The organism is Microbacterium sp. CFBP 13617 (genome assembly GCF_014839445.1).
Taxonomy (GTDB): Bacteria; Actinomycetota; Actinomycetes; order Actinomycetales; family Microbacteriaceae; genus Microbacterium.
Map to the genome: position 1 here is coordinate 619,608 of NZ_JACYNW010000003.1, position 17,729 is coordinate 637,336.

Sequence of the window (17,729 nt, forward strand, 5' to 3'; positions counted from 1 at the left end):
TGGCGGAAATCGGACACGGCCGTGAGGCGCGCCCGCCGCCCCCACGCGCCCCCGTCGCGAGACGCCGTCTCGCGCAGGACGACCGCCCCGGCCCCGCACCCGCACGAGCACGAACGCCCGAGCTGGCGAGGCGCTGCGCGCGGCCTGTCGACGTTAAGCGGAGGCCTGCCGCTCCGCGCAACCCCTGCGCGATGTCGGTGGCCGTCGATAGCGTGAGGATCATGAGCGAACGCGAATACGACCTCATCGTCATCGGTGCCGGCCCCGTCGGCGAGAACGTGGCCGACCGTGCCGTGCAGGCCGGTCTCACCGCCGCGATCGTCGAGTCCGAACTCGTCGGCGGCGAGTGCTCGTACTGGGCGTGCATGCCCTCGAAGGCCCTGCTGCGCAGCGCCGCTGCCCTGCGCGCGGCCCGCGACGTCGACGGAGCCCGCCAGGCCGTCACCGGCGACCTCGACGTCGCCGCCGTGCTGCGCCGCCGCGACACCATGACCAGCGGATACGACGACTCCGGTCAGGTCGAATGGTTGCAGGGCGCGGGGATCGACCTCGTGCGCGGACACGGCCGCCTCTCCGGCGAGAAGACCGTTCGCGTCACCGCCGAAGACGGCTCCACGACCGATCTCGTCGCGCGTCACGCCGTCGCCGTCTGCACCGGTACCGCCGCACTCCTGCCCGACATCCCGGGCCTCGCCGACATCTCGCCCTGGACCAGCCGCGAAGCCACCGCCGTGCAGCAGGTGCCCGGCTCGCTCGCGATCATCGGCGGAGGCGTGGTCGGCGCCGAGATGGCGACCGCGTTCCAGAGCCTCGGCACCGACGTCACGATCATCGCCCGCTCCGGCCTGCTCGGTGGCAACGAGCCGTTCGCCGGAGAGCTGGTCGCATCGTCGCTCCGAGACCGCGGCGTGACCGTCAAGAACGGAGCGGATGCCACGGCAGCCCGCCGCGACGGCGACGGACGCGCGGTGCTCGATCTCTCCGACGGCACCACCGTCACGGCCGACGAGGTCCTCGTCGCGGTCGGTCGCACTCCGCGCACCGGCGACCTCGGACTGGATGCCGTGGGCCTCGAGGCCGACACCTGGCTCGACGTCGACGACACCCTGCTCGTACGCGGGTTCGATTGGCTCTACGCCGTGGGCGACGTCAACCACCGCGCTCTCCTCACCCACCAGGGCAAGTACCAGGCGCGGGCGGCGGGCGACGTGATCGCGGCGCGGGCGCAGGGCGGCGAGGTCGACGACGCCCCATGGGGTGCCCACGTCGCCACGGCCGATCACGACGCCGTCCCCCAGGTGACCTTCACCGACCCCGAGGTCGCCTCGGTCGGTCTCACCGCCAAGAAGGCCGAGCAGAAGGGCCTGAACGTGAAGGTGCTCGACTACGACCTCGCGAGCATCGCCGGGTCGAGCGAGCAGTCCGACTCCTACGTGGGCCAGGCCCGCGCGATCGTCGATCTCGACCGGGGCGTGCTCGTGGGCGCCACGTTCGTCGGGCCCGACATCGCCGAGCTGCTGCACTCCGCCACGATCGCGATCGTCGGCGAAGTACCGGTGAAGCGTCTCTGGCACGCGGTGCCGTCGTACCCGACGGTCAGCGAGGTCTGGCTGCGGCTGCTCGAGACGCTCGGGCGCGACTCGGCCTGACGCCGACCCGCGCGGGTGGGGCTTCGCGTGCACTGGGCCTCGCGTGCGCCGGGCTTCCCGCGAGCCGGGCTTCGCGTGCACCGGGCTCCACGCGCACTGATGAGCTCACGCGCGTCGCGCTAGGGTCGCTGCATGTCCCGCAGCGTCGCCCTCATCCGCGGTGTCGGCGGTCCCACGGCGCTGAAGATGGCCGCGCTGCGCGAGGTGTTGGCATCCGCGGGTCTCGGTGAGGTCGAGACGCTGCAGGTCGCGGGGAACGTCGTGCTCGACGACGCCGGACGCTCCCCCGCCGACATCGCCTCGGTGGTGCGTCAGGCGGTGCGCGGGGCGTTCGGATTCGATCTGCCGGTCATCGTGCGCACGCACGCCGAGCTGGCCGCCAGCCGCGCCCGCAACCCCTACGCCGATGCCCCGGAGGGCCGCTGGGTGCAGACGGTGTTCCTCGACGCGAGACCCGCCGCCCGGCTCGAGCTGCCGGTCGGCGTGCCCGAAGAGGCGGTGCTCGACGGCCGAGAGGTCTTCGTGCGCTATCCCGAGGGCATCGGCGGGTCGAAGCTGCAAGCGGGCTGGTTCGAGAGACGCCTCGGCGTCACCGGCACCGCACGCAACGCCAACACCGTCGCGAAGCTCATCGCGGTGAGCGCCTGACGAGCGCCCGCAGCCCCGCGTCTGCCGCGCGCATCCGCGCCACCCCGGCCGCGCACATAAACGCTCTTCCTGCGCATAAACGCCGCGACAGCGCGTTTATGCGCAGAATCAGCGTTTATGCCTCAGCCCGCGCGCACACCGCGTCCCGAGCGCGCGACCGCGCCGCGCCCGGCACGCGTCCCGCACCACACCGGCCCCGCGCATAAACGCTGTTCCTGCGGATAAACGCGGCGACGGCGCGTTTATGCGCACAAATAGCGTTTATGCGTCGGGGGCGCCTACCCGCCGCCCGACACCCACGCCGCGCCCACGCCGCGCCGCCCACGCCACCCCGCCCACGCCACGCCACCCCGCCCACGCCCCACACCCACACCCACACCCACGCCGCGCCGCCGCCCCACCGCCACCGCCCCCACACGCCACAACGCCGCCGCAACCGAAGCTGCGACGGCGTGGACCGTGAGGCGAGGGCTCAGTGGAAGAAGTGACGCTCCCCCGTGAAGAACATCGTCACGCCGGCCGCGCGGGCGGCGTCGACGACCTCCGCGTCGCGCACCGAGCCGCCGGGCTGGATGATCGCCGAGATGCCGGCGTCGATCAGCACCTGGGGGCCGTCGGCGAAGGGGAAGAAGGCGTCGGATGCCGCGATGGAACCGGCTGCGCGGTCACCGGCGCGCTCGACGGCGAGACGGCACGAATCCACGCGGTTGACCTGGCCCATGCCGATCCCGACGGTGGCCGACCCCTGGGCGAGCACGATCGCGTTCGACTTGACGGCGCGGCACGACTTCCACGCGAAGATCAGGCTCTCCATGTCGGCCTCGGCGGGACGCTCTCCCGAGACGAGCTCCCAGTTCTTCGCGACCGATTCGATGTCGTCGGGGAAGCGGTCGGCGTCCTGCAGCAGCAGGCCGCCCGACACGAGCCGCACGTCCATGCGCTCCTGCTGCCAGTCGGCGGGCAGGCTCAGCACGCGCAGGTTCTTCTTGAGCTTGAACACCTCGAGCGCTTCGGGTTCGAAGTCGGGGGCGATGATGACCTCGGTGAAGATGTCGCGCAGGTTCTCGGCCATCTTCAGCGTGACCGTGCGGTTCGCGGCGATGACGCCGCCGAAGGCCGAGACCGGGTCGCACTCGTGGGCGCGCAGGTGTGCCGAGGCGATGGGGTCGAGGGCGTTGGGCGCGGCGACGGCGATCCCGCACGGGTTGGCGTGCTTGATGATCGCGACGGCCGGCTTCACCATGTCGAAGGCGGCGCGGAGCGCGGCGTCGGCGTCGACGTAGTTGTTGTACGACATCTCTTTGCCCTGCAGCTGCGTGGCCTGGGCGATGCCGTGACCACCGACGCGCGAGTAGATCGCGGCGCGCTGGTGCGAGTTCTCGCCGTAGCGCAGCGTCGACAGGCGCTCGGCCTGGATGGTCAGGTGCGCGGGCAGGTCGATGTCGTCGGCGAGGGTGCCTTCGGCGAACCAGGTCGACACGGCGGTGTCGTACGCGGCGGTGTGCGAGAACGCGCGGGCGGCGAGCTCGCGGCGCTGCACGAGGTTGGTGCCGCCCTGGGACTGCAGGGCGTCGATGATCGCGGGGTACGACTCGGGCGAGACGACGATGGCGACGTTGGCGTGGTTCTTGGCCGCGGCGCGCACCATGGCGGGACCGCCGATGTCGATCTGCTCCACGACGTCGTCGCCCTCGGCACCGGATGCCACGGTCTCGACGAACGGGTACAGGTTGACCACGACCAGCTCGAACGGGCGGATGTCGAGCTCCTCCAACTGCGCCTCGTGCGAGGCCAGACGCAGATCGGCGAGCAGTCCGGCGTGCACCTTGGGGTGCAGCGTCTTCACGCGGCCGTCGAGCGATTCGGGGAACCCGGTGACGGCGGCGACGTCGACGACGTCGTAGCCGGCGTCGCGGATGGTCGAGGCGGTCGACCCGGTCGAGACGATCTCGACGCCGGCGGCGGCGAGGGCTTCGGCCAGCACCAGCAGGTGGGTCTTGTCGCTCACCGAGACCAGCGCCCGGCGAATGGGGACGACGTCGCGGGGACGGTAGTCGGCGGGGTCGTGGCGGGGTCCGGCCATGGCTTTCGGCTCCTGTGTCTCGAGTCGGATTCGGGTGCACGACGGGCCGGGGCCCGGCGGGCGGGTCAGGCGGTTCGGGATGCCGGGGCGGCGAGGTCGAGGTCGCCCTCGGCGATGCGACGGACGACGTCGATGAGCAGACGTCGTTCGACGGGCTTGATGCGTTCGTGCAGGGCGTCTTCGTCGTCGCCGGCCAGCACGGGGATGCGCTCCTGGGCGAGGATCGGTCCCGTGTCGACGCCGGAGTCGACGACGATGACGCTGGCTCCGGTCTGCGTCACGCCGGCGGCCAGCGCGTCGCGCACACCGTGCGCGCCGGGGAACTCGGGCAGGTACGCGGGGTGCGTGTTGATGATGCGGGGTTCCCACTCGGCGACGAGGTCGGCCGGCAGGAGCCGCATCATGCCGCTCAGCACGACGAGGTCGGGCTGCCAGACGGCGAGCTGGGCTCCGAGTTCGGCGCCCCATTCCTCGCGCGAGGCGAAGGCGCTGTAGGGAACCAGGAAGGTGGGGATGCCGAAGTGCTCGGCGTGCGCGAAGCCGTCGGCCTCGCGATCAGCGCCGACCGCGACCACGCGCGCCGGGAAGTCGGGGGCGGCAGCCGCCTCGAGCAGGGCGCGGAGGTTGGAGCCGGTGCCGGAGATGAGGACGGCGACCGTGAGCACGCGCTCAGTCTACGCAGGTGCGTCGGAGCCCGTGGAGCCGCGGGGCGGGCGACGCGAGGCGACCGGCGCGGGCCGCTCCGTCAGCGTCGACCCGCGGGACCCTTGTCGCCGTCGTCGGGATTCGCCCAGGCGGCGCGGATGCGCGCGCGTACCTCGTCGTCGTCGAGCGCGGCCGACGGTGCGTGATCGGCGTCTTCGGGGCCGCGGTACGCGCTGGGCCAGACGTCGGAGGCGATGCCGGTTCCGGGCGCAGACACGAGGGGCGCGGGTCCGGTCGCGTGCTCGTCGCGGTCGAAGGGAACGTGGGCGCGGGGCGCGAACGACGATTCCGGAGTCTCGTCGCGCTCGTCTCGGACGCGCGGGGGAAGGTCGTCGGCGGCGGCACCGAAGCGGGGGCTCAAGAGCAGGATCGCCAGCCCCAGCAGCACCTCGAGACCGAGGGCGAGGGCGAGGGGGCCGGGCTGCGGGCCCGTGTCGGCGAGGCGACCGGGTCCGAGCGAACCGGCCGAGACGATCGCGGCGAGCGCGCCCGCACCACCGGTGAGCGCGGCGACGACGACCGTGAGCGTCAGCCGGGGGCCGATCGGTTCGGGGTCGGTGGTCACCGGCATCCGGGAGCGCAGGATCCAGCCGGTGAGGGCTCCGACGCCGATCGGCAGCAGCACGAGCAGCAGCAGCCACGACGAGGTCGAGTCCGGCACCGCGCCGAGCACGGGGATGCCGGGGAGGGCACCGACCTGCGTGGCGGCCGGGGTGATGGCGGTGTCGGTGCCCAGCGCGAACCCGGGGCCGGCGACGAACGACACCGCCCACAGCACCAGGGTCGGCAGGTACATGAGCTGGCCGAGGGCGATGACGGTGGCGCCGATGGCGTCTGCGTTGCTGGCCTGGTAGATGCCGATCACCTGCGTCGAGCGGGCGATGAGCCCCACCACCACGACGATCCCGCCGACTCCCACGAGGCCCAGCGTCGTGAGTGCGAGACCGCGCAGCGCCAGCGCGGGCACCGTCGCCCAGGCGCCGGGCAAGCGCTCGACCCGTTCCCGCAGGGCGTCGATGGGTCCGTCGTCGCCGACCCGCCACGCTCCGACGATCGCGCCGACGAACGACGGCACCAGGAACAGCAGCGACGGCAGCAGGATGGCCAGCCAGGTCTCGGATGCCACGAGCGCGGCGTTTCCGGTCAGGGCGACGAGGGTCGCGATTCCGGCGAAGACGACGGAGCCCGAGAGCCAACCGGTGAGCGCGGCGCCGGCCTCTCCCGCGCGGGCGCCCGAGCGGGCGGCGAACAGGGCCGTGAACGCGGCGAACGCCAGGGGGGCGAGCGACAGGGTGAAGCTCGCGAACGAGGGATCGATGCCGGTGGCGGCGAGGTAGGTGTCGGGCAGGGTCACCGTGATCGGCACGAGATGGCCGAGGTGCCAGACCGCGGCGGTCGTGGGCCACAGGGCGCCCCAGTCGGGGCTTCCCACGCCGACCACCCACAGCAGCGCGAGGGGGGCGAGGACCACGGCGATACCGCCCGCGGCGGCCAGGATGGCGTCGAGAGCGGCCAGGAGGGCGACGAGAAGGCGATGCATGGGCGACTGTGAGCGTACCCGCGTCGGCTCGGCGCACCTTTCAGGCGCGGCGGCGAGGGCGCACTCCGCGCGGCGTCGTCGCGCGTCGACGCCTCCGCGGGCGACCGTCCGCACGCATTCCGGAACCGCGGCGCGGCGGCGTCCCGTGCACGCTCACCGACGGCACGACCGGCGTGCCTCCTGCGCCGTCACCCGCGGGCGAGCGTCTCCCCCGCGCGCGCCGCACGCGCCGAGGCCCACCGCTCCCACACGACCCGCGCCAGCCGCGGATCCGCTCCGATGGGTGCGCTCGTCAGGTCGGCGCCGGCGTTCTCGATCACGCGCGAAAAGTGTCCCGGCGCGAGCACGTAGCTCGCCGCCACCGTCGGCCGTCCGGCGGCACGCGCCGTGTGCACGGCATCCGGGATGCGGGGTTCGGATGCCGCGGCGTACGCGGTCACGACGGGCCCGGCGATACCGGCCTCCGTCATCAGCTCGGCCATGCGCTCCACGTCGACGACCGCCCCGGGGCGCGTGGAGCCGGCCGCGGCCAGCACGACGGTGTCGTCGACGCCCGCTCCGGTGGCGCGCACGCGGTCGACGAGGATCTCGGCCAGCACCGGGTGCGGACCGAGCGCGGGGGCGATGGGCAGGCCGTCGGCGGCGTCGACGAGGTCGACCTCGGTGTGGTACCCCGTCGACAGCAGCAGCGGCACGATGACGATGTCGGAGGTGCGCTCGCGCGCGGCGGCGACGACGTCGGTGACGTAGGGCGCGTGCACGTCGACGTAGGCCTCGTGCACCTCGACGCCCTCGGGAGCGGTCTCGCGCAGCACGTCGAGCAGGGCGCGCACGACGACGCGGCCCTCGTCGAAGCGGGTGCCGTGGGCGCAGGCGATGAGAACGGCGGTCATCGATCCTCCTCGTCGATCACGTCGATGCGGTAGCCGCGCTTGTAGACGGTGCGGATCAGGTCGAGGTCGCCGAGCGCGTCGCGCGTGCGAGCGACGGCGACTTCGACCGCGTGCCCGCTGGATTCGGCGCTCGAGAGCGCGGCGACGAGGTCGGCCCGCGACACCACGGCGCCCGGCACGCGGGCCAGGGCCCGGAAGATCTCGACGCCGGTGCGCGGAAGCGGGGTCAGGACCCCGTCGACCACGATCCCCGACGAGCGGATGCCGAGCTGCCCCGACGTCGTGGGGATGACCCGCGCGTCGACGCCGCCGTAGTGCGTGACGACGGCGCGCACGAGGGCGCCCAGGCGTCCGCGGTCGGGCACGAGGGGGTCGATCCCCGCCTCGATCAGCGGGGCGGCGGTGATGGGACCGACGGCCGCCACCAGCACGTGGCCGTTGCGGGCCCGGGATGCCACTCCCTCGAGCGCCTCGGCACGCTCGGCGGCGAGCAGCCACTCGCGTGCCGCGGGAGCCGAGGTGAAGAGCACGGCGTCGATCTCGCCGCGCGCGACCTGGCGGGTCGATGCCGCGACGACCTCGGGGTCGGGGGGTGGGCCCCAGCGGTAGATGGTGAGGCTCGTGACGCGGGCACCGGCCGCCTCGAAGGCTTCGTCGAGGCCGTCGGCGCCGGAGCCGTGGTGCTGCACGGCGATGTGCAGCCCGTCGAGGCCTTCGGCGACGAGGAAGTCGCGCAGTTCGGCCGCCGTCTCGCTCTCGGCGACCCAGTCGGCCTCGAATCCGGCCTGCTGGATGGCGCCGCGGGCCTTGGGTCCGCGCGCCACTATGCGGGCGCGGTGCAGCACCGTGGCCAGCTCGTCGTGCACGCCCGCCTCGTCGGCGGTCTCCATCCAGGCGCGGAAGCCCACGCCCGTGGTGGCGACGACCACGTCGGGCGGGTCGGCGACCAGCTGTCGCGTCTGGGCGATGAGCTCGTCGTCGTCGACGTGCGGCACGATCGTGAGCGCCGGGGCCACGCGCACGCGGGCCCCGTGCCGTTCGAGCGCGGCCGACAGCTCCCCCGACCGCCGGTCGACGGGAAGCAGCACCGTGCACCCCTGGAGCACCGTGCTGATCGTCCGCGCGGGTGTGGTCACCCGATGCCCTCGCCGTGCGCCGCGGCGACGGGCCCCGCCGCCGGCAGCAGCAGGTCGGCGCGGGCGACCTCGCCGAACACGAGCACCGCGGGGTTGGCGAGGCGGTGGGTCTCGGCATCCTGGATCGCGGTGCCGAGGGTCGTGCGGATGGTGCGCTGCTGGGGCGTGTGGCCGTTCTCGACGAAGGCGACGGGGCGGGTGTCGGGAGCACCGGCGGCGCGGGCCGCCGACACGAAGCGCGCCAGCGCGCTCACACCCATGAGGGCGACGACCGTCGCGGTGTCCTCACGGAGCGCGGCGAGGGTGGCCTCGCTCGGGGCATCCTGACCGTTCACGACGTGAAGCGTACCGGCCACACCGCGGTGCGTCACGGGGACCCCCGCCGCCGCGGGAACAGCGATGGCACTGGAGATGCCCGGAATGACCTCGACCGGAATGCCGGCGGCCCGGCACGCGATGACCTCTTCGCCGCCGCGACCGTAGACGAACGGGTCGCCGCCCTTGAGCCGCACGACCCGCAGGCCCTTCGCCGCGCGGTCGACGATGATCGCGTTGATCTCGTCCTGCGGCACGGGGTGATGCTGCGGGCGCTTGCCCACGTCGACCAGCTCGACGTCGTCGCCGAGCTCGGCGAGCACGCCGGTGGGCCCGAGCCGGTCGTGCACGACGACGTCGGCCTCGGCCAGCAGCGCACGGGCGCGCACCGTCATCAGGTCGATGGGGCCGGGGCCGCCGCCGACGAGCGCCACGCTCCCCACGAGCGGGCGACGTCGACGGCGGAGCGGAAGGGCGCCCTCGGCGAGGCGCTGGGCGATCGCGTCGCGGACGGCGACGGTGCGACGCGGGTCGGCGCCGGCGGTCGAGACCACGCCGACCATCACGTCGCCGCTGGTGGTCTCGGCCGCCAGGCGCGCCGTGCCCCGGCCCCCGTGCCCGGCGTTGACGCACCACACGCGTCGCTCTTCGGCGGCGTCGACGACGACGGCGTCGATGGCCGCGTCGCCGGTGGCGGTGTGGCAGAACCAGGCGTCGTCGAGGTCGGAGGCCGCGAAGGGGCGCGCGTGCCACTCGATCGCACCCGACGCCGCGAGGGCGCTCAACCGCTCGGTGGCGACCGGGGCGACGAGCCGCACCCGCGCTCCGGCGGCGCGGAGCCGGGCGATGCGCCGCTCCGCGACGCTCCCCGCCCCCACGCACACCACGAGACGGTCGGTGAGGTCAAGTCCTGCGAGAGCGATCATCGGGGATCTCCTTCTGCGGCGGGGACGGCGGGGACGATTCTGACGAGCACGTAGCCGTCGCTGACGGCGACGGGGTGCACGCGCACGGTCAGCGGGGCCTTGCCCTGCGTGTCGAGGCAGGCGCCGGTGCGCAGGTCGAACACCTGCTTGTACATCGGCGATGCCACGGTGGGAACCCCCGCGCGGTCGCCGACGATGCCGCGCGCCAACACGGCGGCACCGCTGAACGGATCGATCTGGTCGGTGGCGTAGATGCGGCCGTCGAAGGTGCGGAACAGCGCGATCTGGTGGCCGTCGACAAGGGCGGCGACACCGCGCTCGACGAGCAGATCATCGACGCGGCAGATGCGTGTCCAGCCGGGCGCGGGCGCCGGAGCAGTGGACAGCGCAGCGGTGGGCAGCGCAGCGGCGGGGGTCTCGGCATCCGGGGTCATGGCATCCGTTTCCGCGGTCTCGACGATCGTCATGCGCGCACCGCCAGCGTCGTCCCGCCGATGAAGACCGCCCCCGACGAGCGCTCCTCGTCGGTGGCGGGGCGGGGCTGTCCGCGCTCCGCGACGTACGCGAGCGAGGGGTCGGCGACCTCGGGGGCGTTGACGAAGCTCTGGAACCGCTTGAGCCTCTCGGGGTCGGCGAGGGTCGCCGCCCACTCGTCCTCGTAGTTGTCGATGTGCGCGGCCATGGCGCGGTCGAGGTCTTCACCGATGCCGAGCGTGTCGTCGAACACGACGCCCTTCAGCGCGTCGAGGCCCCCCTCGTAATCCTCCATCCACGGCGCGGTGCGCTGCAGCCGGTCGGCCGTGCGGATGTAGAACATGAGGAACCGGTCGATGGCCTGCAGCAGAGCGTCGTCGTCGAGTCCCTCGGCGAACAGCACCGCGTGCCGCGGGGTGAAGCCTCCGTTGCCGCCGACGTACATGTTCCAGCCGGCCTCGGTGGCGATGATCCCGACGTCCTTGCCGCGGGCCTCGGCGCACTCGCGCGCGCAGCCCGAGACGCCGAACTTGATCTTGTGCGGCGAGCGCAGGCCGCGGTAGCGCAACTCGAGCTGCACGGCCATGCCCACCGAGTCCTGCACGCCGTAGCGGCACCACGTCTGTCCGACGCACGACTTCACCGTGCGCAGCGACTTGCCGTAGGCCTGCCCCGACTCGAAGCCCGCGTCGACCAGGCGGCGCCAGATGTCGGGCAGCTGATCGAGGCGGGCGCCGAACATGTCGATGCGCTGGCCACCGGTGATCTTCGTGTACAGCCCGAAGTCGCGCGCGACCTCGCCGATCACCACGAGCCCCTCGGGCGTGATCTCGCCGCCCGCGATGCGCGGGACGACGCTGTAGCTGCCGTCGCGCTGGATGTTCGCCATCACGTGGTCGTTGGTGTCCTGCATGGTCGCGAGCTCGCCGTCGAGCACGTGACCGGAGTACAGACTCGCCAGGATGCTCGCGAGCGCCGGCTTGCAGATGTCGCAGCCGCGGCCGGTGCCGAAGCGCTCGACGATCGACGTGAAGGTGCGCAGCTCCGACACCCGCACGGCGTCGAAGAGCTGCGCGCGGGTGAACGAGAAGTGCTCGCACAGGCCGGTCGACACTTCTTTTCCGGATGCCGCCAGCTCGGTCGCCACGAGCTTCTTCACGAGCGTGAAGCACGAGCCGCACGCCGCCCCCGCCCTCGTGCAGGCCTTGACCTCGGCGGCATCCGCGCAGTCGTGCTCGGTGACGGCGTCGCGCACGGTGCCGGCGGTGACGCCGTTGCACGAGCAGACGATGGCGTCGGCGGGCAGGTCGCCCTGCGGGGCGGGCGCGAGATCCGACGGCATGAGGTACGCGGCCGGATCGCCGCCCAGAGCGCGACCGACCAGCGGACGCAGCGACGTGTACGCCGAGGCGTCGCCGACCAGGATGCCGCCGAGCAGCGTCTGCGCGTCGTCGCTCAGCACGAGCTTCTTGTACACGCCCGACACCGGGTCGGCGTAGGTGACGTCGAGGGCGTTCGGCGTCTCGGCGAACGCGTCGCCGAAGCTGGCGACCTCGACGCCCGAGAGCTTGAGCTTGGCCGAGGTGTCGAAGCCGTCGAACTGGGCCTCGCCGCCGAGCAGGCGGGTCGCGGCGACCTCGGCCATGGCGTAACCCGGGGCGACGAGGCCGATGCACTGGCCGTCGAAGCTGGCGACCTCGCCGATCGCCAGGATTGAGGGGTCGGAGGTGTCGCAGCCCGCATCGATCACGACGCCGCCCCGGGCATCGACCCGCAGTTCCGCGACGCGGGCGAGTTCGTCACGCGGGCGCACGCCGACCGTGAACACGACGATGTCGACGGCCTCCCACGATCCGTCGCGCAGCTCCACTCCGCACACGGCGCCGGAGGCATCGGCATCCACCCGGGTCGTCACCGAGCTCGTGCGCACCTCGATGCCGCGGGCCTCGATGAGCCGCTGCAACGCCTTCGCGCCACCCAGGTCGAGCTGCGCCGACATGAGCCGCTCGTTCGACTGCAGCACGAACGGCGACACTCCCTCGGCCTGCAGGGCACCGGCGGCCTCGAGGCCGAGAAGGGCGCCGCCGACGACGGCGCCGCGCAGGGGACGGCCGAGCTGCGCCGAACGCCGCGCGACCCAGTCGCGCATCGCGACGACGTCGTCGAGCGTGCGGTAGACGAAGCAGCCACGGTGGTCGAAGCCGTCGAGCGCGAGGCGGGCGGCGTACGAGCCGGTGGCGAGCACGAGACGGTCGTAGTCGTAGGTCGACCCGCCCGCGGTGGTGACGGTGCGCTTCGCACGGTCGATGGCGGTGACACGTGCGTCGGTGTCGACCCGGACCCGCTCGTGGTCGAGCACGGCCGGATCGAGCGAGAGCTGCTCGGGGCTCTTGCCGGTGAAGTACCCGGTCAACCCCACGCGATCGTAGGGCCCGCGGGCCTCGTCGCCGAGGACGGTGACCGACCAGCGTCCGTCGGTGTCGCGCCGGGTGAGACTCTCGACGAAGCGGTGCGCCACCATGCCCGCCCCCACGACGACGACCGAACCGGATGTCGCGGGGTGGAGCATGTCGTCACCGTACGCGGCGGACTTTGCGCGGCGGTCAGCGGCGTGTTTCGCGCCGGTTGCGGTGTGTGAGCGGGCCATGCCCCGACGCTAAGCAGCGGACGTTTCCCCCGCCGTCGCACGGGCGTTACCCCCGGCGAACGTTTCTCTCACGCGGCGGCGGTGTTCGTGTGAGGTTTGGCTCCCCGGCATCCGTCGCCCCTCCCCCTCTCCTCCCCCCGTTGAGTGTCCAAGACACGCCGCATCCCCTCGGGGCGCAGCGGCGTGTCTTGGACACTCAAGGTTCCGGGGCGGCGGCGCCGGGCGCACCGTCCCGGCGCGGCGGCGCGGGCGCACCGTCCCGGCGCGGCGGCGCGGGCGCACCGTTCCGGGGCGGCGGCGCGGGCGGAACGTTCCGGGGCGGCGGGGGCCACCCGAGCGGGCGTCAGCCGACGGGCGTCAATCGACGGGCGTCAGCACGAACAGCTCGATGCGCCGCTCGGTCTTCTTCTGGTACTCGTCGTAATCGGGCCAGACCTCGGTCGCGTAGCCCCACCACTCGTCGCGCTCGGCTCCCTCGGCCTGGTGCGCGTCGTACTCCTTCTTCACGTCGCCGTCCTGCAGGGCGACGCGGGGGTTCTTCACGAGGTTGTAGAACCACGCGGGGTGTTCCGGGGCCCCACCCTTGGATGCCACGACCGCGTACTTGCCGTCGTGCTCGACGCGCATGAGGGCGGTCTTGCGCAGGCCCCCGGTTTTGGCGCCGACGGTGGTGAGGACGATGATGGGTACGCCCCGCATGTCGGCGGACTCCTGGCCTCCCGAGGCCTCGAACGTCTCGGCCTGCTGGCGGGCCCATTCGCTGGTGCTGGGTAGATACTCTCCTGAGAGTGACATAGCTCACACGATACGTCGGCGTCTTCCCCTCCGGTCTAGTCCCTCCCCCTTTTTTCTGGAGCCTTCATGAGCGATTCCGCTCCCGAGACCATTGCTGCCACCGCACCGAAGAACCGCCTCGACCGGTTCTTCGAGATCACCGCCCGCGGCTCGACCGTCGGCAGCGAGATCCGCGGAGGCGTGGTCACCTTCGTCACGATGGCGTACATCGTCATCCTGAACCCGATCATCCTGTCGGGAACCCCCGACGTCGCCGGCAACGCCCTGGGCTTCCCGCAGGTCGCCGCGGTCACCGCCCTCACGGCCGGTGTCATGACGATGCTGTTCGGGCTCGTCACGCGCCTGCCGTTCGCGTTCGCGGCGGGTCTGGGCATCAACTCGTTCCTGGCCGTCGGCATCGTCGGTCAGGTCACCTGGCCCGAGGCCATGGGCCTCGTCGTCATCAACGGCCTGATCATCGTGCTGCTGGCCGTCACCGGACTCCGCCGCATGATCTTCGAGGCGGTTCCCCTCGCGCTCAAGACCGCGATCACCGTCGGCATCGGCCTGTTCATCGCGTTCATCGGCTTCGTCGACAGCGGCCTGGTCACCTCGACCGGCCTGAGCTCGCCGCCTGTGGGCCTGGGTGTCGGCGGCTCGATCACCACGGTCCCCACCGCGCTGTTCGTGCTGACCCTCGTCATCACCGCCGTGCTGCTCGTGCGCAAGGTCAAAGCCGCGCTGCTGATCGGCCTGCTCTCGGGCACGGTCATCGCCGTGATCGTCGAGGCCGTCTTCGGCCTCGGCGCCCGCGCCGACGGCAACCCCGGCGGCTGGGGTCTGAGCGTTCCGACGCTCCCCGCGCAGTGGGTGAGCCTTCCCGACCTCGCGCTCGTCGGCCAGGTCGACCTGGTCGGATCCTTCGGCCGCATCGGCGTGCTGGCCGCCCTCATGCTGGTCTTCACCCTCGTGTTCACGAACTTCTTCGACGCGATGGGCACGATGACCGGCCTGTCGCGCGAGGCGGGCCTCGCGGCCCCCGACGGCACGTTCCCGCGCCTGCGTTCGGCGCTGGTCATCGAAGGCATCGGTGCGGTTGCGGGAGGCGCGACCTCGTCGTCGTCGAACACCGTGTTCATCGAGTCGGGCTCGGGCATCGGCGAGGGCGCGCGCACGGGCCTGGCCAACGTCGTCACCGGCGGCCTGTTCCTGCTCGCGATGTTCTTCACGCCGCTGACGAGCATCGTGCCCACCGAGATCGCGGCCGCGGCCCTGGTCATCGTCGGCGCGCTCATGATGGGGCAGATCCGCCACGTCGACCTCAGCGACATGTCGGTGCTGATCCCGGTCTTCCTCACCGTGACCGTCATGCCCCTGACGTACTCGATCGCGAACGGCATCGGCGCGGGCTTCGTCAGCTGGGTGCTGATCCAGGCCCTGTCGGGCCGTGCCCGCCGGGTGAGCCCACTGCTGTGGATCGTCGCCGCCGGCTTCGTCGTCTTCTTCGCCCGCGGCCCGGTCGAAGCGCTGCTGGGCTGAGCCCCGCGCTCGTGAGGGGCCCGGATGCCACGGCATCCGGGTCCCTTTTTTGTCGCCACCGCGCCGTCGGACGTATCCGCGGCATCGAAACCGCACGCGTTTGCCGAGGACGCACCCGTTCGGCGCCCATCCGATGCGGTCTCGGCAATCGCGTGCGGTCTCGCGAGGTGCGTGTTCCGCGGCAGGCCCCGCCGGACACGAGAAAGGGCCCGGATGCCATGGCATCCGGGCCCTCGAGAGAGTGCTGCTTACAGGCTCTCGATGATCTCGCGCATCAGCGAAGCGGTCTCGGACGGCGTCTTGCCGACCTTGACGCCGGCGGCCTCGAGGGCCTCCTTCTTCGCCTGTGCCGTGCCGGCCGAGCCCGAGACGATGGCGCCGGCGTGGCCCATGGTCTTGCCCTCGGGGGCGGTGAAGCCGGCGACGTAACCGACGACGGGCTTGGTGACGTGCTCGGCGATGTAGGCGGCGGCGCGCTCTTCGGCGTCTCCGCCGATCTCACCGATCATGACGATGGCCTTGGTCTCGGGGTCGGCCTCGAACGCCGCGAGGGCGTCGATGTGCGTGGTGCCGATGACCGGGTCGCCACCGATGCCGATGGCGGTCGAGAAGCCGAGGTCGCGCAGCTCGAACATCATCTGGTACGTCAGGGTGCCCGACTTCGACACGAGCCCGATGGGTCCCTTGCCGGTGATGTTCGCGGGGGTGATGCCCACGAGCGCCTCGCCGGGCGTGATGATGCCGGGGCAGTTCGGCCCGATGATGCGGGTCTTCTCGCCCTTGCTCTTCGCGTAGGCCCACGCCTCGGCGGTGTCGCCGACGGGCACGCCCTCGGTGATCACGACGAGCAGCGGGATCTCGGCGTCGATGGCCTCGACCATCGCGTCCTTCGTGAAGGCCGGGGGCACGAACGCGATCGACACGTCGGCGCCGGTCTCGCGGATGGCCTCTTCGACCGAGGCGAAGACGGGCAGCTCGACGTCGTTGCCTGCGGCGTCCTTGTGCGAGACGGTGGTTCCGGCCTTGCGGGCGTTCACTCCGCCGACGACCTGGGTGCCGGCCTTGAGCATGAGGGCGGTGTGCTTGGTGCCCTCGCCGCCGGTGATGCCCTGGACGATGACCTTGGAGTCTTTGTTGAGGTAGATCGACATGTCTGGTGTTTCCCTATCCCTTACGCGTTGGCCAGTTCGGCGGCCTTGTCGGCGCCCTCGTCCATACCGGCGGCGAGGGTGACGAGCGGGTGGTTGGCGGCGGCGAGGATCTCGCGGCCTTCCTCGACCTGGTTGCCGTCGAGGCGCACGACGAGCGGCTTGGTCGCGGTGTCGCCCAGGATCTCGAGGGCCTTGACGATGCCCTCGGCCACGGCGACGCACGACGTGATGCCGCCGAAGACGTTGACGAAGACGCTCTTGACCTGCTCGTCGCCGAGGATGACGTCGAGGCCGGCGGCCATGACGGTCGCCGAGGCGCCGCCACCGATGTCGAGGAAGTTGGCGGGCTTGACGCCCCCGTGGTTCTCACCGGCGTAGGCGACGACGTCGAGGGTCGACATGACCAGGCCCGCGCCGTTGCCGATGATGCCGACCTGACCGTCGAGCTTGACGTAGTTGAGGTCGTGCTGCTTGGCCTTGGCCTCGAGCGGGTCGGCCGCGTCCTTGTCTTCCAGCGCCTCGTGGTCGGGGTGGCGGAAGCCGGCGTTCTCGTCGAGCGAGACCTTGCCGTCGAGGGCGATGATGTCGCCGTCTTCGCTCTGGATCAGGGGGTTCACCTCGACGAGCGTGGCGTCCTCGCCCTTGTAGACGTTGAAGAGCTTGACGAACACGTCGGCCACCTTGGGGGCCAGCTCGGCGTCGAACTTCGCAGCCTTCGCGATCTCGAGCGCCTTCTCGGGCGTGATGCCCTCGATCGGGTCGACCTCGATGCGCGCGAGCGCCTCGGGACGCTCGACGGCGAGCTCTTCGATCTCCATTCCACCCTCGACGCTCGAGAGCGACAGGTAGGAGCGGTTGGAGCGGTCGAGCAGCACCGAGAAGTAGAACTCCTTGGCGATGCGGGCGCCCGCTGCGACCATGACGCGCTTGACGACGTGGCCCTTGATGTCGAGGCCGAGGATGGCCTGGGCCGCCTCGAATGCCTCTTCGGGGTTCTTGGCGACCTTCACGCCGCCGGCCTTGCCGCGGCCTCCGGTTTTGACCTGAGCCTTGACGACGACCACACCGCCGAGCTTCTCGGCAGCCGCCTTCGCCTCCTCAGGGGTGTCGGCGATGATGCCGGCGAGTACCGGCACCTCGTACTTTTCGAACAGGTCACGTGCCTGGTACTCGTAGAGATCCACGGACAATCCTTCGCTGGGCGATCGGTGGTGGGAGAAGACGAAGTCTCTCGATATCAAGAGATCTC

14 protein-coding genes are annotated in these 17,729 nt (G+C 71.9%); 3 read left to right on the forward strand and 11 right to left on the reverse strand.

Annotated features, from left to right (window positions below; all coding sequences use genetic code 11):
* Nucleotides 1-221 precede the first annotated feature (221 nt).
* Both IFU40_RS11320 and IFU40_RS11325 read left to right on the forward strand, forming a co-directional pair.
* Nucleotides 222-1,649, forward strand: coding sequence for a dihydrolipoyl dehydrogenase family protein (locus IFU40_RS11320; protein ID WP_191926370.1), 1,428 nt, complete (start codon nt 222-224; stop codon nt 1,647-1,649).
* Between the two features lie 132 nt (nt 1,650-1,781).
* Nucleotides 1,782-2,297, forward strand: a complete 516-nt coding sequence (locus IFU40_RS11325; RefSeq protein ID WP_191926371.1) for a DUF1697 domain-containing protein — start codon at nt 1,782-1,784, stop codon at nt 2,295-2,297.
* Between the two features lie 472 nt (nt 2,298-2,769).
* On the opposite strand, the gene purH is transcribed toward IFU40_RS11325, so the two are convergent.
* The 9 genes from purH to IFU40_RS11370 form a co-directional block, all read right to left on the reverse strand.
* Complete coding sequence (gene purH, locus IFU40_RS11330) at nt 2,770-4,380, reverse strand: bifunctional phosphoribosylaminoimidazolecarboxamide formyltransferase/IMP cyclohydrolase (RefSeq protein ID WP_055834207.1); 1,611 nt, start codon at nt 4,378-4,380, stop codon at nt 2,770-2,772.
* A 65-nt stretch (nt 4,381-4,445) separates the two neighbouring features.
* Nucleotides 4,446-5,045 carry a phosphoribosylglycinamide formyltransferase gene (purN, locus tag IFU40_RS11335; protein WP_191926372.1) on the reverse strand — a complete coding sequence of 200 codons (600 nt, stop codon included), beginning with the start codon at nt 5,043-5,045 and terminating at the stop codon, nt 4,446-4,448.
* Nucleotides 5,046-5,125: 80 nt separating this feature from the next.
* Nucleotides 5,126-6,625 carry a cell division protein PerM gene (locus IFU40_RS11340; RefSeq protein ID WP_191926373.1) on the reverse strand — a complete coding sequence of 500 codons (1,500 nt, stop codon included), beginning with the start codon at nt 6,623-6,625 and terminating at the stop codon, nt 5,126-5,128.
* 188 nt (nt 6,626-6,813) lie between these two features.
* Nucleotides 6,814-7,518, reverse strand: coding sequence for a sirohydrochlorin chelatase (locus IFU40_RS11345; protein ID WP_191926374.1), 705 nt, complete (start codon nt 7,516-7,518; stop codon nt 6,814-6,816).
* Nucleotides 7,515-8,654: a uroporphyrinogen-III synthase gene (locus IFU40_RS11350; RefSeq protein ID WP_055834194.1), complete on the reverse strand. Its 1,140-nt coding sequence runs from the start codon at nt 8,652-8,654 to the stop codon at nt 7,515-7,517. Before IFU40_RS11350 ends, IFU40_RS11345 begins: the two co-directional genes overlap by 4 nt.
* Entirely contained in the window at nt 8,651-9,895 is a 1,245-nt protein-coding gene (cobA, locus tag IFU40_RS11355) for a uroporphyrinogen-III C-methyltransferase (RefSeq protein WP_191926375.1), read from the reverse strand. The genes IFU40_RS11350 and cobA overlap by 4 nt, the downstream gene beginning before the upstream one ends.
* The gene (gene nirD / locus IFU40_RS11360) at nt 9,892-10,362 is read right to left on the reverse strand and encodes a nitrite reductase small subunit NirD (RefSeq protein ID WP_191926376.1); all 471 of its coding nucleotides are present in this window, start codon (nt 10,360-10,362) and stop codon (nt 9,892-9,894) included. Before nirD ends, cobA begins: the two co-directional genes overlap by 4 nt.
* A complete protein-coding gene (nirB, locus tag IFU40_RS11365) occupies nt 10,359-12,938 on the reverse strand; it encodes a nitrite reductase large subunit NirB (protein WP_191926377.1) in 2,580 nt (859 codons plus the stop codon). The genes nirD and nirB overlap by 4 nt, the downstream gene beginning before the upstream one ends.
* Nucleotides 12,939-13,373: 435 nt before the next feature.
* Nucleotides 13,374-13,811, reverse strand: a complete 438-nt coding sequence (locus tag IFU40_RS11370; RefSeq protein ID WP_055834185.1) for a nitroreductase family deazaflavin-dependent oxidoreductase — start codon at nt 13,809-13,811, stop codon at nt 13,374-13,376.
* A gap of 66 nt (nt 13,812-13,877) precedes the next feature.
* On the opposite strand from IFU40_RS11370, the gene IFU40_RS11375 reads away from it, so the two are divergent.
* Entirely contained in the window at nt 13,878-15,329 is a 1,452-nt protein-coding gene (locus IFU40_RS11375; RefSeq protein ID WP_191926378.1) for an NCS2 family permease, read from the forward strand.
* A 248-nt stretch (nt 15,330-15,577) separates the two neighbouring features.
* On the opposite strand, the gene sucD is transcribed toward IFU40_RS11375, so the two are convergent.
* Nucleotides 15,578-16,480, reverse strand: a complete 903-nt coding sequence (sucD, locus tag IFU40_RS11380) for a succinate--CoA ligase subunit alpha (RefSeq protein ID WP_055834180.1) — start codon at nt 16,478-16,480, stop codon at nt 15,578-15,580.
* A 20-nt stretch (nt 16,481-16,500) separates the two neighbouring features.
* Nucleotides 16,501-17,664, reverse strand: coding sequence for an ADP-forming succinate--CoA ligase subunit beta (gene sucC / locus IFU40_RS11385; RefSeq protein WP_191926379.1), 1,164 nt, complete (start codon nt 17,662-17,664; stop codon nt 16,501-16,503).
* Between the last annotated feature and the right edge of the window lie 65 nt (nt 17,665-17,729).

Bases quoted from the DNA above. Each gene is read 5' to 3' on its own strand.
- nirB (WP_191926377.1), bottom strand. From the start codon at position 12,938: ATGCTCCACCCCGCGACATCCGGTTCGGTCGTCGTCGTGGGGGCGGGC.
- cobA (WP_191926375.1), bottom strand. From the start codon at position 9,895: ATGATCGCTCTCGCAGGACTTGACCTCACCGACCGTCTCGTGGTGTGC.
- IFU40_RS11320 (WP_191926370.1), top strand. From the start codon at position 222: ATGAGCGAACGCGAATACGACCTCATCGTCATCGGTGCCGGCCCCGTC.
- sucD (WP_055834180.1), bottom strand. From the start codon at position 16,480: ATGTCGATCTACCTCAACAAAGACTCCAAGGTCATCGTCCAGGGCATC.
- IFU40_RS11325 (WP_191926371.1), top strand. From the start codon at position 1,782: ATGTCCCGCAGCGTCGCCCTCATCCGCGGTGTCGGCGGTCCCACGGCG.
- purH (WP_055834207.1), bottom strand. From the start codon at position 4,380: ATGGCCGGACCCCGCCACGACCCCGCCGACTACCGTCCCCGCGACGTC.
- IFU40_RS11340 (WP_191926373.1), bottom strand. From the start codon at position 6,625: ATGCATCGCCTTCTCGTCGCCCTCCTGGCCGCTCTCGACGCCATCCTG.
- IFU40_RS11375 (WP_191926378.1), top strand. From the start codon at position 13,878: ATGAGCGATTCCGCTCCCGAGACCATTGCTGCCACCGCACCGAAGAAC.
- IFU40_RS11345 (WP_191926374.1), bottom strand. From the start codon at position 7,518: ATGACCGCCGTTCTCATCGCCTGCGCCCACGGCACCCGCTTCGACGAG.
- IFU40_RS11370 (WP_055834185.1), bottom strand. From the start codon at position 13,811: ATGTCACTCTCAGGAGAGTATCTACCCAGCACCAGCGAATGGGCCCGC.
- nirD (WP_191926376.1), bottom strand. From the start codon at position 10,362: ATGACGATCGTCGAGACCGCGGAAACGGATGCCATGACCCCGGATGCC.